A 13,603-nucleotide genomic window follows, 5' to 3' on the forward strand; every position below is an offset into this window, starting at 1 on the left:
TTTTTCTTTTAAAGTTGCGCAAACACGCAGCGAATGACTAGGATTTTTGCCTTGAAATTGGGTTTATTATATCAAAATAATTCATACATAACAGTATAATAAATCTTTTCTTTTATTTAAAAACTTTTCACTTGATCGTTAAAACAAAAAATTATAAATCTTCCCATACGCACTACACTCCATATTCATTTCAGGGAGCATAGCATGTCAGAACTTAATAACAACATCGAAACCATAAGCGCTGTGCTGGATATTTTGCAAAACAACGCCCTCCCCTCCCAAAAGCCTGTGCTGCGCCTGCTGGGCGACCACCTGCGCCTGCTTGCCCGCTGCATGGACGATGCGGCGCTCTGCCCGCCGCACTTGCCCTCAGGCCCGCCCACGCCCGACACATCGCGGCTGGCCGCATACCCGCCCGTTACGGATACTTCGTGCCTGGCGGATACTTCGTACAGGCAGGATAATAGTTCGCGCAGGCCGGACAGTTCGCACATGGTGGACAGTTCGTTCAGACCGGTCACGGACGGAACCGCGCGGCGGGTTCAAGAGGCGCATCATGTACGCCAGTAGCGCATCCGGCACTGCCCCTGCCCGCGTGCATTCCGCAGCCCGAACTGCCAGCGCCGCGCCCGCGCCCCATGACCAAACGCAGCGGCCAACGGCCTCTGGCGGGCGGCGGTCGTGGGGGCAGGCCCTGCAAAAGGCGGATCAGAAAAAACGCTGGCAGCAGCTGCTGGAGCATCTGCCCGAAAACATGCGGCAAATCTGGCACGCCCTGGGCGGACGGGAACTGGGCCGGCTTGACGACCTCTGGCGGCTGCTCGACACCTATGGCGGGCAGACCATCCGTGTGCCCGCCGTCATACCCGCCGAGCGCCATCACCCCCTGTGCCGCCGCTTGGGAAAACGCTGCGCGGCCAAACTGGTGGCAGCCTTTGGCGGAACCCCGCTGTACGTGCCGCGCTGTTCTTCCGTGCTCACAAAGCTGCGCCAGCAGGAGATCATTGATACTTTTTCCCGTCATACCGCGCAGGGCAAAAGCAGCACCGCTGCCGTGGCCAGCCTGGCCCGGCGGCACGGGCTGTCCGATCGCCAGGTCTGGAAGATCCTTAAAAAAGTGGCCTCCGCTCCGGCGCAAGGCCATTTGCTCCACGAGTTCAAGGAAATGGGCCCGCAAAAGGAAAATCAGGATAACCACCTGCAATAAATAACAAAAAAGACAAACTACACAGGTAAAAATATTTATAAGCCCGCGAAATCGCGGGCTTTTTCATTTTCATTTTTGACCTGAAAGGGGGGTCTGAACAGTTCCGACCCGCGCCATACGGGGAAATAGCGGTGCTGAACCCGTTCAGTCTTACGCAGAGCCGCCTTTTTGGCATGTTGTACCCACGCCGCCGCTGCTGGAGGCGCAACGCTCACAGCCATCATGACCGGGAGACATGCCATGACCGCATTTTTTCAAAAAGCCCACGAATTCACCGCCCGATGGGAAGGCGGCCTTTCCGACCATCCTGCTGATCCCGGCGGCCTGACCAAGTACGGCGTTTCGCTGCGCTGGGTTCAGGATCTTGCCCGGCAAGCCCGCGAGGACTGCCTGCGTCAGACCCGCAGCTGTGACGGCTGCTCCGACGCGCGCACTCCACGGTGCGGCTATGCCAGCCTTGATATGGACATGGACGGGGATGTGGACGGCGACGACATCCGCGCCTGCACCAAGGCGCAGGCCGCCGCCCTGTTCAAAAAACATTTCTGGGACAAGCTCGGCTGCGGCGGACTTCCTCTGCCCCTGGCCGTGACCCTGTATGACGGGGCCGTGAACATGGGCCCGGCGCGGGCCGTGCGCCAGATGCAGCGGGCCATGAACACCGTGGGGGAAGCTGAACTGGATCATTATGTTGCCATTGCCGAGGACGGCGTCATGGGGCCAGCCACGGGCCAACTGGCCGAGGCGCTGGAACAGGGCGGCAAACACTGGTTCGCGGCCCGTCAGGTACTGCGCCTGCGCGACATGTTTTACCGGGACCTCGCCGCGCGGCGGCCCTCCATGCAGGTCTTTCTGACTGGCTGGCGCAACCGGGTCAAAGCCTTGAACCAGTATCTGGCTGAACTTGAGAGGGAGGAAGGCTGATGTGGATGTTGCTTGGCAAACTTCTTGGCGGCCTCACGGGTCTGGCGGACAGGATTGTGCCCGACCGCAACCGGCAGAACGAGGCCCAGAGCCGTATCAACGAGGCTGAGGTTTCTGGCGCGCCAGCCAGCCGCATGCGCCTGTGGCGCTCCTTTCTCGGCTGGGTGCTGGCCCTGCTGTTCTGTTGGGAGGTCGTGGGGCGGCTGGTCATAGTGCCGCTGTTTTTCGCCAAATGGGGCGACAAACTGCCGCCCTCGGCCCTGGATCAGGTCATGGCCCTGCTTCTGGGCATGCTGGGGTTGGGATTCTGACAGCGGGCGGCGCGGCGCTGCCCATAAGGCCGCCGCACACGCAAACGCAGCACATTGGAGATCATCATGAGCATGGACATTTTTTCCTCATCCGGCGCATCCCTGCTGGTGCTTGGCGTCCAGGGGCTTTTTGCCTGGGCGCTCTGGAGCCTGCGCCGCGCCTTTGTGCGGCAGGACGATTATCTGCTGCACCTGCAGCGCGACGCCCGGCGCGAGGCCGCCGCCTGTCGCCGCATCAGCGCTCTGGAAGAAACCCTGCGCCTCACGCCGGACAATACCGATCTGGCTGGCCTGCACAACGAACTTTCAACCCTGCGCGGCGAGATACAGGCCCTGAACGTTCGCATTTCCGGTCTGGATCGCCTTCTGGAACGGCTGGAACACAGTCTGGAACGGCAGGAGGATCGCCTGCACCTCATTCCGCCCGTCCGGCAAAACGTTTTTGCGCGCAAGTCCGTCAATGGCGCGGACGGAGAAAACCACTGATGCCCGCCGCAAGCCCCCGCGCCAGAAAAACGCGGAAAAGCTCGCGCCTGCTGGACAGTCTGGAGCAACGCCTGGATCTGCTCACGCGCACACTGGGCGAGGCTGAAATTGCCGGAAAAAGCATTGATATCGTCAAGGAAATAAAGGAACTGCACGCCATTTTGCGCTCATTGCGCGAAGAGGACGCGCCCGATGCGCCGCCCAAGGTCGTGGTGGTGTGGGGCGGCCCGCCCAGTTCATCGTCCGGCAAGGGCAGTGCGCCTGAAGCCAGCGCGGCTTCCTGACAGGCGGCTCCGCAGGCGGCCCCCGGCAGGCTGCCTTCTAACAGGCGACTCCCCGCAGGCGGCCCCCCCGGCAGGCGGCCCCTCTACGGGCAGGCCCGGATTGAAACGTGAACCCTTTGAACGCCAGTCTGATCCAGACCACACAGGAGGCTGCAACGCTCATGCCGCACGTCATTCCCTACAGTCCGCGCCCCCTGCAGTGGCAGTTTCACGAGGAGCGCAAGCGCTTCTGCGTACTGCTCTGCCACAGGCGCTTCGGCAAAACAGTGGCGGCGGTCAATGATCTCATCCGGCAGGCTCTTGTCTCAGGCCGTGAAGACTGGCGGGCGGCCTATGCCGCGCCCTTTCAGGGGCAGGCCAAGGCCGTGGCCTGGGATTACTGCAAGCGCTTTGCCGGAGCCATACCCGGTTCGCGCTTTCTGGAAAGCGAGCTCGTCTGCGTTTTGCCCACAGGGGGCCGCATACGCTTGCTCGGCACCGAGAACGCCCCGGCCCTGCGCGGTTTGTATCTGGATGATCTTGTGCTGGACGAACCAGCCGACATGCCGCGTCAGGTCTGGACGCAGATTTTCCGGCCCATGCTGGCAGACCGTCTGGGCCGGGCGCTGTTCTGCGGCACGCCGCAGGGCACGGACAACCTGCTTTACGATGTCTGGCAGCAGGCCGGGGCCGACACGGAAGGGCTGTGGTCGCGCTTCCGGTTCCCGGCCTCGCTGACAGGCTATTTGCCCCAGGCAGAACTGGCGGCCGCGCGGCGCAGCATGGACGAAGCCGAATACATGCAGGAATTTGAATGCTCCTTTGCCGCCGCCGTGCGCGGGGCCTACTACGCGCCCCTGATGGACGCCGCCGACCGCGAGGGCCGCATCATCCCGCTGCCCTTCGCGCCGGAACTGCCCGTACACACGGCCTGGGACCTCGGCATGGATGACGCCACGGCCATCTGGTTTTTTCAGGTGGAGCCTTCGGGCCAGTGGCGCTTTGTGGACTACTACGAAGCATCGGGCGAAGGCCTTGCCCACTACGCGGGCGTGCTGGCCCAAAAAGCACGCCCGGCCGGTCAGCCGTCACTGGACGGCCAGTCCGGCATGGTGGGCCGGGGCTTTACCTACGGCACGCATCTGGCCCCGCACGATATCCGCGTGCGCGAACTGGGCACAGGCCAAAGCCGATGGGAAAGCGCGGCCCAGCTTGGCATACGCTTTACCCTGGCTCCGTCCCTGAGCCTGGCCGACGGTATTGACGCCGTGCGCCGCCGCCTGCCGCGCTGCTGGTTTGACGCCACATTTTGCGCCGGGGGCGTCAAGGCCCTGCGGGCATACAGGCGGCAATGGCGGCCAGGGCAGCAGACGGCGGGTTCCGGCCCCCTGCACGACTGGACGAGCCACGCGGCGGACGCCCTGCGCTACGCTGCCACGGGATTTCGTCCGCCACAGGACGCGCATGGCGGCCAGCGCCGCGCCAAAACCCATTACGATGTCTTTGGAGGCTCCTGATGCTTTTTACCTACGCGCCAAGCGTCAGCCAGGCCCAGCGGGACGCCATTTTTTTACGCATGCAGGCCGAAGGACTGCTCACCTGCGCCATGAGCGCGCTTGCCGCGCCCACACTGGCGGACTGGCGGCGCATCACCTCTCCCCGGCGGGGGCTGCTGCTCTGCTGCCACGCTGCTGAAGGAGGCGAATCCCTAGAGCATTTTGCTTTTGAAACAGTCCCTGTTTCAACGCATCATTCTGGCGAAAAACGTGGTTTTCGCCAGAATCCACGCCACGTTGTGGCGGCTGCCGCCTTCGCGTCAGCAGAGCAACTTCAAGCGGCAGCCGTTAGGCGACGAAGAAGCCTTACGGATGGCGACAGCATCGCTAGTGAAATTGCTCCAGGCAAAAGCGGGCCTGCGGCGCAACCCGGCGACGGCCCGACGGCCAGCCCGGCCCCCGACACGGCGTCCATGCTGGGCTGCGCCCTGTTCACGCCCCGCCGGGGCAAGGTGTGGGAATTTGACTTTACCACATTCCGCACTGCCGCACGGCTGGCCGTGCGCATGGCGCACGGCGGCCTCACCTGGGCATTCGCCCATCTGGACTGTGCCGCCATCGCCGGATTGTGCCCCGCGCCCAACCGTCACGCATGGCGGCTGGCCGAAGCCTGCGGTTTCCGCGTCATGGGCCGTCTGCCGCAAGCCTGCTGGCACGCCCGTAAACAATGTCATGTGGACGGCGTGCTGGTGCTCTGCACGCCGCGCGATCTTGCAGAACGTACAACAGCCAAGGAGGCCGTTATGGGTTTTGGCGGAGGCTACAGTTCCCCCAGTGTTCCTGAAGTTACCCCCGTTCCCAAACAGGAGGTGCAAAAGCCTGTCACAGAGGCGGCCACCGCCGCCCGTCAGGCGCAAAAGGACAAGGCCAGCAAGGCCGCCGGCATCAACGCCTCGGTGTACACAAGCCCGCTCAACCGGGCAGACGCCACGCAAAAAACGCTGTTGGGGCAATAGCCGTGTTGCGGTCATCTTACAGTACGACACTGCCGCCGCCGTCCGGGGCCGTCGCTGAAAACGCGGACGGCGAGCGGGATTATCCGCTGGTGCGTGCGGACGTGCCAGCCCTGGCCCGCAGGTATCAGGCCCTTTTGCGCCGTCGTTCCCCCTGGGACACGGCATGGCAGAGCCTGGCCGACCACTTTCTGCCCACGCGCTGCCGATTGCGGCAACAGGGGCAGGAGGATCAGGAAGGCCCCATGCTCAACAGCGGCCTTGTGGACGCCACGGGCATTCTGGCCATGCGTACGCTGGCCGCCGGACTTCAGGGCGGCCTGACCAGCCCGGCCCGGCCCTGGTTCCGCCTGGGGCTGGACGATGCGGATCTGGCCCGCAGCCGCCCCGGTCAGGCGTGGCTGGACGAGGTGGCCACGCGCATGCGCGCCGTTTTCCACCGCTGCAACTTCTACAATGCCATGCACACGCTGTATGCGGAACTGGCGACCTTTGGCACGGCCTTTACCTTTGAACTGGCCGACCCCACGCAGGGCTTCCGCTTTATGCCGCTCTGCGCCGGAGAATATGTGCTGGACTGCGACGCAGCCCGCAAGGTGGACACGGTTTTTCGCCGCTCAAACATGACCCTGCGCCAGATCGTGCAGACCTTCGGCCTTTCCGCCCTGCCCGAATCCCTGCGCGAGGCGGCCAGCCGCAACGCGGACGAGCGGCGCAGCGTCATTCAGGCCGTGTATCCGCGTGTGGACTGTCAGCCCGGCATGCTCGCGGCCATGCACATGCCCGTGGCTTCGGTCTACTGGCTTGAGGGACGCGACGGCGGCGAACATCCCCTGCGTGAATCGGGTTTCAGGCATTTTCCCGGTTTCGGCCCGCGCTGGGATGTGGCGGGCAATGACGTTTACGGGCGCTCGCCCGCCATGGATGCCCTGCCCGACTGCCGCATGCTGCAGCAAATGGGCATCACCACGCTCAAGGCCATCCACAAGGCTGTGGACCCGCCCATGAGCGTGTCGGCGGGCTTGCGCTCCGTGGGGCTGGATCTGACCCCCGGCGGCATCAACTATGTGGACAGCGCCCCGGGCCAGAGCCCGCAGGCGGCGACGCCCCTGCTGCAGGTCAACCCCGACCTGTCCACAGCCCGCCGGGCCATGGAATCCGTGCAAAACCAGATCAGATCAGGGCTCTACAACGACCTTTTCAAACTCATTCTGGAGGGCCGCAGCGGCGTGACCGCCAGCGAAATCGCCGCCCGCGAGGAGGAAAAACTGGTTCTCATCGGCCCGGTGCTGGAACGCCTGCACGACGAACTCTTTATCCCGCTTATGGACAGAACGTTTGAATGCATGCGCGAGCTGGACATGCTGCCCCCCTGCCCGCCCGAACTGGCCGGACGACGCCTCAAGGTGGAATTCGTCTCCCTGCTGGCGCAGGCGCAAAAGCTGGTGGGCGTCAGCGCGGCGGATCAGTATCTGGCCCTGACCCTCAGGGCTTCTTCGGCCTGGCCCGAGGCTCTGGACACCCTCAACGTGGATCACCTGCTTGACAATTACGCCGACAGCCTCGGCCTGCCCGTGAGCCTCACCCGCTCCCTTGAGGAACGTGAGCAGTTGCGCGCCGCCAGAGCCGAAGCCCTGCGCGCCGCTGCCCTGACCGACACCCTGAAGCAGGGGGCAGACCTTGTGAAGCAGCTTGCCCAAAGCCCGCTCACAGACCCGCAGGGCAGGCAGGGTACGGTACTTGACGGCATTGTGAACCTGCTGGGGCGTGCGGCCCAGGCGCAAGCTGGCGGGATTGGCGCAATTGGCGGTCAGGCGGCAGCAAACCCGCCCCCGACCGCGCACAGTATGGAAAAAGCCCGGCGTGACACGCCGCAGGAGAAGCCCTGATGGACATCTTTGCCCCGTACGAACAGGCGCACAGGCAGGAAGGGCAAGCCCGCCAGCGGATGGAGGAGGCCGAGCGCCAGTTGCGCGACGCCGCCAACAGCCTCATGGCCCAGCGGCAGGGGCGGCTGTTTCTGCGCTGGCTTGTCCACCAGTGCCAGTGCTTCAGCGCCCAGAACCTTGCCAATGGGGACTGCGGCGCATCGGGCGCAAACGATGCCACGCGTCTGGCCTTTGTCGAGGGCCGCCGCTATGTGGGCATGACCCTGCTGCACCTTGTGCAACGCTCCGACCCCGGCAACTTGCCGAAACTGCTTGAGAACAGAGAGGACGAACATGACGTATGACGCTTTTACCTCCGCACCCGCACAGGACAGCGCCCACGGCGCTGCATCGGCAAACGTCGTCACAGGGGCAAACACCTGGCTTGGCGCATCAGGCAATCCCGGCGGGACGGCAAACATTGACGGATACGGCGGCCAGCGCGGCTCTGGTGGTCGAAGTGGAATGCCCGGCAACGGCAATGGAGCCGCTGCGGGGGCCATGCCCGCCGGATCCTCGCCCGCTGGCATCTCGCCGAGCGCGGCAGGCGCGGCCGACAAGCAGAATTCCAGTACCAGTTCCGGCCCCAATTCCGGCCAGAACCCGGACCATAATGCAGGCCAGAATTCGGCCCAGAACAGCAATGACGCCACAGGGCAGGAACTGCTTAACCGCCAGATAGAGCAGCACATGCGCCAGCAGGAGGCCGCCCGGCACGAGCAGTGGCAAAAGCAGGTCAGCCAGTGGCGCGAAGAAGTGGCGCAGGACCCGCAGCTTGGCGGCGTTCATATGGCCGCCAATGTGGCCCGCGCCCAGCTGGCTCTGGATCGCTTTGACCAGGGCAGGCATATCGGCAAGCTGCTTGAAGAAAGTGGCTACGGCAACCACCCGGAAGTTCTGCGCTTTTTCAACAGGGTAGCTGACGCGCTTATGGAAGACAGCCTGGTGCGCGGCGAGCCGGGCGGCGGCATGCCGCCGCTTGAGGAGCGCATGTACGCTGGCTGGAGTTCACGCAAGTAGTCCGGCCTGCCCCGCCTGAACCCACTGCTGCTGTACACGGAATTTCCCCGCCCCACCATCAGCCCGCCATGGGCGGTTCGGCCACTGGACGGGCAAACAACATCCAAATCCTGCTCCGGGCAGAAATCTTTTTACTGCACACTCACGGTTTCAGCAGACGCTCCACAACTGTTTCCTGTACGCGGCTTACCTTCTTAAGGAAGCCCTGATTAAAGAGCCTTCTGGAAACGCGCTGGTATTTCGTTTGGCAAGACGTGATCTTTTTTCAAGCAGGAGTGGACTCTTCCGTCCTCGACTGTTTCAAAAAAAGCGAAGCAAGTCCGCCAAACGGAATAAATCAGCGTTTCCTCAAGTGTCCATTCACCTTTCTACATACGAGGCAATCATGTCCAACTCTGCAGGTCTTGTGGTTTCTCTGGCGGAAATGGAACAGTTTTACCGTGGCGACAAGGCCGGTCAGATCATCGAACTGATGAACAAGACCAATGACATCATGGACGACGTACTCTGGATGGAATCCAACCAGAGCGACGGGCATCTCACGCGCATCCGCACGGGTCTGCCCGAAGTCTACTGGCGCAGGCTCTATCAGGGCACGCCGCCCTCCAAGTCCCAGTGGGGGCAGGTCAAGGAGGGCTGCGGCATTCTTGAGGCCATCATGGAACTGGACGTGGAAGAGCTGCGCCTCTACGGCAGCCGCGACAAGGCCTTCCGCATGAGCGAGGGCGTGTCCTTTGCCGAGGCCATGCGCCAGAAAGTGGCCGCCACGCTTTTTTACGGCAACAGCAACCTCAACCCCGATGAATTCAACGGCCTGTCCATGCGCTATCCCGCGCAGGACGCCAAAAACGTGCTGGACGCAGGCGGCCGCGACGAGGGCGGCTGCACCTCGCTCTGGCTCATTTCCTGGGGCGCGCAGGCCGTACACGGCATCTACCCCAAGGGCAGCACCGGCGGCCTTTCGCACGAAGACCTCAATACCTACATGGCCCAGGACCCCGACGGCCGCAAGTATCAGGTGGTGGGCGACAAGTACAACTGGCGCTGCGGCCTGGCCGTGCGCGACTGGCGCGCCGTGGTGCGCGTGGCCAACCTGCCCCTGAGCACCCTTGGCAAGCGCAAAGGCCAGAGCGGTTTTGTGGATCTGCAAAAGCTGACCATCGAGGCCAAAAACCGCATGCCCCAGCACCTGCGCCAGAAAGCCGTGTGGTACGCCAATTCCGATGTGCTCACGGCGCTGGAACTGCAAAATTCCGATGCGGGCAACGTGCAGCTGCAGTACGGCGAATTCTTTGACTCCAAGGCTGTTCCCGTGCTGCACGGCCGCCCCGTGCGTCAGTGCGATGCCGTGCTGGCCAGCGAAAGCATCGTGTAGCCAATCTTGTACCGATGAAGGAAACCCCGCACTAACGAAGTATCCCGTATGACACATGGTTGCGGACACGGCGGCTGAAGCCTCTGCCCATCCGCACGCTGCAATCAGCACGCATCAATCAGCACGCATCAATCAGCACGGACAATCGCCACACTGCAATCACCACGGGCAAGTACCACGCTGCAACCGCCACGCTGCAACCGCCACGCATTAATCAAACAAGGAGCCACCATGGCTATTATTGACCGCAATTCCATTCTGTTTGAAGGCCCCCTCACTGCCAGCGGCACTGGCCCCGCCGTGGCCCTCAACGCTCTCAAGCTGCCGGGCCGTATGGAGCCCATGCCCTTGCGCCTGTCCGTTACGCAGGGCTTCAAGCCCGAGGAGGTGCAGTCCCTGACCATCGGGCTTGAAGAGGCCGATACCGCCAGCGGCCCCTGGACAAGCGTGGCCGGAGCCACGGTCAGCGTGCCCCATTCGTCGGAAAACCCGGCCCTGGCCGCCGGAGCACGCCCCTATCAGCGCTTTTTGCCGCAGGGTGTGCGCAAGGGCTGGCTGCGCCTGACGTTCACGCTCACTCCCGTGAGCGGCAAGAGCGTCACTCAGGGCAGTATCTTCGCCGCTCTGCTGCGCGAGGAAGATTTGCCATACGAAAAGGCGCTCATGGCTGGCTAGTCCCCTCAAAGATCGCATGATGCCTTGGAGGCGCTGCTTCTATCTCCCCCCACTTCAACAAGAACATGCTCTCATCTAACGCAAAAACACACTAAAAGTTTTAGGGGGTGGGGGCGTGGGGGAGGCGACCCTTTTCCAAAAGGGTCCCTCCCCCACAAGGCATCTCACGGTAACAATAACATTCCACAACATTCCACGCCTCCGGCTGGCCTGGCCGCCGGAGGCTTTTTCCATTCCTCACCCCACAGGAGGCGCTATGACCATCAGTCAGATAGACATCTGGAACCGCGCTCTCGGTTTTCTGGGCGCGCGCAGCGTGGCATCCGAGCGCGAAAGCACGCCCGAAGTCCTGCAATGCCGTTTGTATTGGGATTCGGCCCGGCGTCAGGTATTGCGCGATTTTCCCTGGAGTTTCGCCCAGCGCAGGGCATGGCTGGCCTTGCAGGCCCTGCCGCAGGGCTACGCGCCGGAATACCGCTTTGCCTACGCCCTGCCTGAAAACTGCCTCAAGGTACATGCGGTGCGCCACGAAGGCATCTCAAACAGGCCCTTCTGCCTTGCCCTGAATACGGCTGGCGACGGCTCCCTGCTTTTGACAAACGCTTCGCGCGCCCTGCTCTTGTACACTGAAGACGTGCGCAACAGCCGTCTGTTTGACGATCTTTTCGCCCATATGCTGGCCCGCAAACTGGCGGCCCTTGTGGCCGTGCCTCTGCTCAAGGGCAATGGCCAAAAGGCCGCAGAACTGGAACAGCTTTATGCCGCCAGTCTTCCCCCGGCGCGCGAGGCAGCGGCCTCGGAGCGCAGCGAAAAACCGGCGGAGGATTCCTGGCTTGCCACCCGCTAGGGCATTTTCAAAGTGAACTTTCTCCAGGGCAGTTAACTCAATCCATTGGGTAACTGCCTGGCTGGCCGCACACATAACAGCGAGGATATATTTATGACCATGCCCTATAGTCCCAGCCGGGCCGTCTATGAAGGTAATGACGCGGCCACGCGCTTTCCCTTCAGCTTCAAGGTGTGGGACGCCTCACAGCTTGTGGTCACGCTCACGTCCCCTGACGGGGCGACCACCGAGGCATCCGGCTGGACAGCGGATATCGGCGCGTCCGGCGGCGAAATTGTCTACCTGCATGAGGCCGCGCCCCTTCCCTCTGGTTGGAAGCTGGCCGTCACCCGCAACATGCCCTTTACGCAGGAGGTGAACCTCGTCAGCGCCTCCCGTTTTGACCCGCAGGTCATTGAGGATGCTCTGGATCAGGCCGCGGCGGAACGCCAGCAGACTCTGGAGATGATGCGCCGCTCCGTCATTTTGCCAGCCACCAGCGACAAATCGCCGCAGGATATGGTGCTGGACCTGTATGCCGCCCGTGATGAGGCGCAAAGCGCCGGCAGTGCCGCTCAGGCCGCCAAGACAGCGGCAGGACAGAGCGCCGCTCAGGCAGCGGCCAGCGCTGCGGGAGCCTCGGCTGCCATTGCAGCAGCGACAGCAACCGCAGTTACTGCCGCAACGGCGCAGGCCGACAGGGCGCAGAGCGCGGCAAACGCCGCAGAAGCGGCAGCCGGGGCAGCGGCGGATGATGCGCGGCAGGCCGTTGCCGCAGAAATCGGCAAGGCCTCGAGCGAGGCAGACAGAGCACAATCGGAGGCCGACCGCGCCCAAATGGAAGCCAACCGGGCGCAAAGCCTGGCCGATGTTGGCCCGGCGGACGCTGATAAACTTGGCTTTGTTAAAATCGGCAAAGGTATTGCCGTGACGGAAGAAGGGACAATTTCTGTCACACCCATAGACGTTGCGACCCCCGAAAAGGCAGGCATTGTCAAACCGGGGACAGGTACAACCATCACAGGTGAAGGAAAGCTGAGTGTCTCATACTGGGATGCTTTTCCGCCATATGTCCCCATTCCTGTCTGGGGCGTGAAATTTGGGGGGAGCGACGGGCGGCGGGCCATCATGCCCGGTGAAACATCAGCACGAGAAGACTGGATACTGTGCGACGGCGGTAGTGACGGAAAAAGTGGAAGTATGCCAGGCCTGCAAGGCCGAGTGCTTTTGGGCGTAGACACTTCTCATAGCGCCGGAACGCTCGGTGGAAGCGCCAGTCATTCACACACCGTCAGCGGAAGTGTGGACTCGACCACTATATCGACGGCGCAGATGCCAAGCCACGGGCACTATTATACAAGCACAAAAAATCAAAATTCTATAGGTAGTTGGGGTGATGCAGTATACATTAACAACGGCGTAACTGGCGCAACAACAGATGCACAAGGCGGCAATACGGGCCACACACATTCTTTTAGCGCCACAAGCTCGGCTACGGCAAGCTATATGCCTTACTGCGCAATAAACTTTGTGATGAAGGTCGCATAGGAGAACACAATGACTGCAGTTACAATAGTTCCTGGGGATACGTTTATTTCCGTAGACGGAGCCCCCCTCGTCTTTGACTTTCCCGCTCCGCAAAATTTACACGCCCTGCAATGGGACGGGCAGCAAGGGCACATTGAGTGGGAGGATGACTACAACTGGCCGCTTTCCACGGATGACGCCACAGCCTACGAGGACGAAGTGGCCCCGTACGTGGCCTTATGGCAGGCTGAAAAAGAGCGGATTGACCAAGAGGCCGCCGCCCGGGCAACCGAAGAAGCCGAAGCCGAAGCGGCGCGTCTGGCCGAGTATAACAGCGCAGCCGCCAGAGCCATACGCCTGCGCACAGAGCGTGACGCCCGCCTTGCCGCCACAGACAAGTACCTGCTGGCAGACTACCCCATCAGCACTGAAGAGCTTGGAAATATCCGTACATACCGTCAGGCGCTGCGCGATCTGCCCGCGCAGGAAGGCGCGCCTTTTGACGGCGGCGGCGATGAAACTCCCTGGCCCGCCATTCCGCAACTGTAAACG

General features: G+C 62.4%; 16 protein-coding genes. All 16 read left to right on the top strand.

Annotated features, from left to right (window positions below; genetic code table 11):
* Positions 1–204 precede the first annotated feature (204 nt).
* The 16 genes from RBR41_RS06645 to RBR41_RS06720 all read left to right on the top strand — a co-directional run bounded on the left by RBR41_RS06645 (position 205) and on the right by RBR41_RS06720 (position 13,600).
* Positions 205–570, top strand: coding sequence for a hypothetical protein (locus RBR41_RS06645; protein WP_320351801.1), 366 nt, complete (start codon positions 205–207; stop codon positions 568–570).
* A complete protein-coding gene (locus tag RBR41_RS06650) occupies positions 557–1,207 on the top strand; it encodes a Mor transcription activator family protein (protein ID WP_320351802.1) in 651 nt (216 codons plus the stop codon). Before RBR41_RS06645 ends, RBR41_RS06650 begins: the two co-directional genes overlap by 14 nt.
* Before the next feature lie 240 nt (positions 1,208–1,447).
* On the top strand, positions 1,448–2,131 hold the full coding sequence (locus RBR41_RS06655) for a glycoside hydrolase family 108 protein (protein ID WP_320351803.1): 684 nt from the start codon (positions 1,448–1,450) through the stop codon (positions 2,129–2,131).
* Positions 2,131–2,442 carry a hypothetical protein gene (locus RBR41_RS06660; protein ID WP_320351804.1) on the top strand — a complete coding sequence of 104 codons (312 nt, stop codon included), beginning with the start codon at positions 2,131–2,133 and terminating at the stop codon, positions 2,440–2,442. The genes RBR41_RS06655 and RBR41_RS06660 overlap by 1 nt, the downstream gene beginning before the upstream one ends.
* A 66-nt stretch (positions 2,443–2,508) precedes the next feature.
* Positions 2,509–2,928 (top strand): hypothetical protein, encoded by a 420-nt coding sequence (locus RBR41_RS06665; protein WP_320351805.1) that lies wholly within the window; start codon positions 2,509–2,511, stop codon positions 2,926–2,928.
* A complete protein-coding gene (locus RBR41_RS06670) occupies positions 2,928–3,212 on the top strand; it encodes a hypothetical protein (protein WP_320351806.1) in 285 nt (94 codons plus the stop codon). Before RBR41_RS06665 ends, RBR41_RS06670 begins: the two co-directional genes overlap by 1 nt.
* 107 nt (positions 3,213–3,319) lie before the next feature.
* The gene (locus tag RBR41_RS06675; RefSeq protein ID WP_320351807.1) at positions 3,320–4,708 is read left to right on the top strand and encodes a hypothetical protein; all 1,389 of its coding nucleotides are present in this window, start codon (positions 3,320–3,322) and stop codon (positions 4,706–4,708) included.
* A complete protein-coding gene (locus tag RBR41_RS06680; protein ID WP_320351808.1) occupies positions 4,708–5,703 on the top strand; it encodes an N-acetyltransferase in 996 nt (331 codons plus the stop codon). The genes RBR41_RS06675 and RBR41_RS06680 overlap by 1 nt, the downstream gene beginning before the upstream one ends.
* Before the next feature lie 2 nt (positions 5,704–5,705).
* Positions 5,706–7,589, top strand: a complete 1,884-nt coding sequence (locus RBR41_RS06685; protein ID WP_320351809.1) for a portal protein — start codon at positions 5,706–5,708, stop codon at positions 7,587–7,589.
* Positions 7,589–7,933 (top strand): hypothetical protein, encoded by a 345-nt coding sequence (locus RBR41_RS06690; RefSeq protein WP_320351810.1) that lies wholly within the window; start codon positions 7,589–7,591, stop codon positions 7,931–7,933. The genes RBR41_RS06685 and RBR41_RS06690 overlap by 1 nt, the downstream gene beginning before the upstream one ends.
* Positions 7,923–8,648, top strand: coding sequence for a hypothetical protein (locus RBR41_RS06695; protein ID WP_320351811.1), 726 nt, complete (start codon positions 7,923–7,925; stop codon positions 8,646–8,648). The genes RBR41_RS06690 and RBR41_RS06695 overlap by 11 nt, the downstream gene beginning before the upstream one ends.
* Before the next feature lie 385 nt (positions 8,649–9,033).
* Entirely contained in the window at positions 9,034–10,023 is a 990-nt protein-coding gene (locus RBR41_RS06700) for a major capsid protein (RefSeq protein WP_320351812.1), read from the top strand.
* Positions 10,024–10,254: 231 nt separating this feature from the next.
* The gene (locus RBR41_RS06705; RefSeq protein WP_320351813.1) at positions 10,255–10,698 is read left to right on the top strand and encodes a hypothetical protein; all 444 of its coding nucleotides are present in this window, start codon (positions 10,255–10,257) and stop codon (positions 10,696–10,698) included.
* Positions 10,699–10,954: 256 nt separating this feature from the next.
* Entirely contained in the window at positions 10,955–11,545 is a 591-nt protein-coding gene (locus RBR41_RS06710) for a hypothetical protein (RefSeq protein WP_320351814.1), read from the top strand.
* 93 nt (positions 11,546–11,638) lie between these two features.
* Positions 11,639–13,072, top strand: coding sequence for a hypothetical protein (locus RBR41_RS06715; RefSeq protein ID WP_320351815.1), 1,434 nt, complete (start codon positions 11,639–11,641; stop codon positions 13,070–13,072).
* A 9-nt stretch (positions 13,073–13,081) separates the two neighbouring features.
* Positions 13,082–13,600, top strand: a complete 519-nt coding sequence (locus tag RBR41_RS06720) for a tail fiber assembly protein (protein WP_320351816.1) — start codon at positions 13,082–13,084, stop codon at positions 13,598–13,600.
* Positions 13,601–13,603: the final 3 nt, after the last annotated feature.

The organism is Desulfovibrio sp. (assembly GCF_034006445.1).
Lineage (GTDB): Bacteria > Desulfobacterota > Desulfovibrionia > Desulfovibrionales > Desulfovibrionaceae > Desulfovibrio.

Excerpts from the sequence above, each read along its gene's own strand:
- RBR41_RS06645 (WP_320351801.1), top strand. The coding sequence starts at position 205 with ATGTCAGAACTTAATAACAACATCGAAACCATAAGCGCTGTGCTGGAT.
- RBR41_RS06650 (WP_320351802.1), top strand. The coding sequence starts at position 557 with ATGTACGCCAGTAGCGCATCCGGCACTGCCCCTGCCCGCGTGCATTCC.
- RBR41_RS06655 (WP_320351803.1), top strand. The coding sequence starts at position 1,448 with ATGACCGCATTTTTTCAAAAAGCCCACGAATTCACCGCCCGATGGGAA.
- RBR41_RS06660 (WP_320351804.1), top strand. The coding sequence starts at position 2,131 with ATGTGGATGTTGCTTGGCAAACTTCTTGGCGGCCTCACGGGTCTGGCG.
- RBR41_RS06665 (WP_320351805.1), top strand. The coding sequence starts at position 2,509 with ATGAGCATGGACATTTTTTCCTCATCCGGCGCATCCCTGCTGGTGCTT.
- RBR41_RS06670 (WP_320351806.1), top strand. The coding sequence starts at position 2,928 with ATGCCCGCCGCAAGCCCCCGCGCCAGAAAAACGCGGAAAAGCTCGCGC.
- RBR41_RS06680 (WP_320351808.1), top strand. The coding sequence starts at position 4,708 with ATGCTTTTTACCTACGCGCCAAGCGTCAGCCAGGCCCAGCGGGACGCC.
- RBR41_RS06690 (WP_320351810.1), top strand. The coding sequence starts at position 7,589 with ATGGACATCTTTGCCCCGTACGAACAGGCGCACAGGCAGGAAGGGCAA.
- RBR41_RS06695 (WP_320351811.1), top strand. The coding sequence starts at position 7,923 with ATGACGTATGACGCTTTTACCTCCGCACCCGCACAGGACAGCGCCCAC.
- RBR41_RS06700 (WP_320351812.1), top strand. The coding sequence starts at position 9,034 with ATGTCCAACTCTGCAGGTCTTGTGGTTTCTCTGGCGGAAATGGAACAG.
- RBR41_RS06705 (WP_320351813.1), top strand. The coding sequence starts at position 10,255 with ATGGCTATTATTGACCGCAATTCCATTCTGTTTGAAGGCCCCCTCACT.
- RBR41_RS06710 (WP_320351814.1), top strand. The coding sequence starts at position 10,955 with ATGACCATCAGTCAGATAGACATCTGGAACCGCGCTCTCGGTTTTCTG.
- RBR41_RS06715 (WP_320351815.1), top strand. The coding sequence starts at position 11,639 with ATGACCATGCCCTATAGTCCCAGCCGGGCCGTCTATGAAGGTAATGAC.
- RBR41_RS06720 (WP_320351816.1), top strand. The coding sequence starts at position 13,082 with ATGACTGCAGTTACAATAGTTCCTGGGGATACGTTTATTTCCGTAGAC.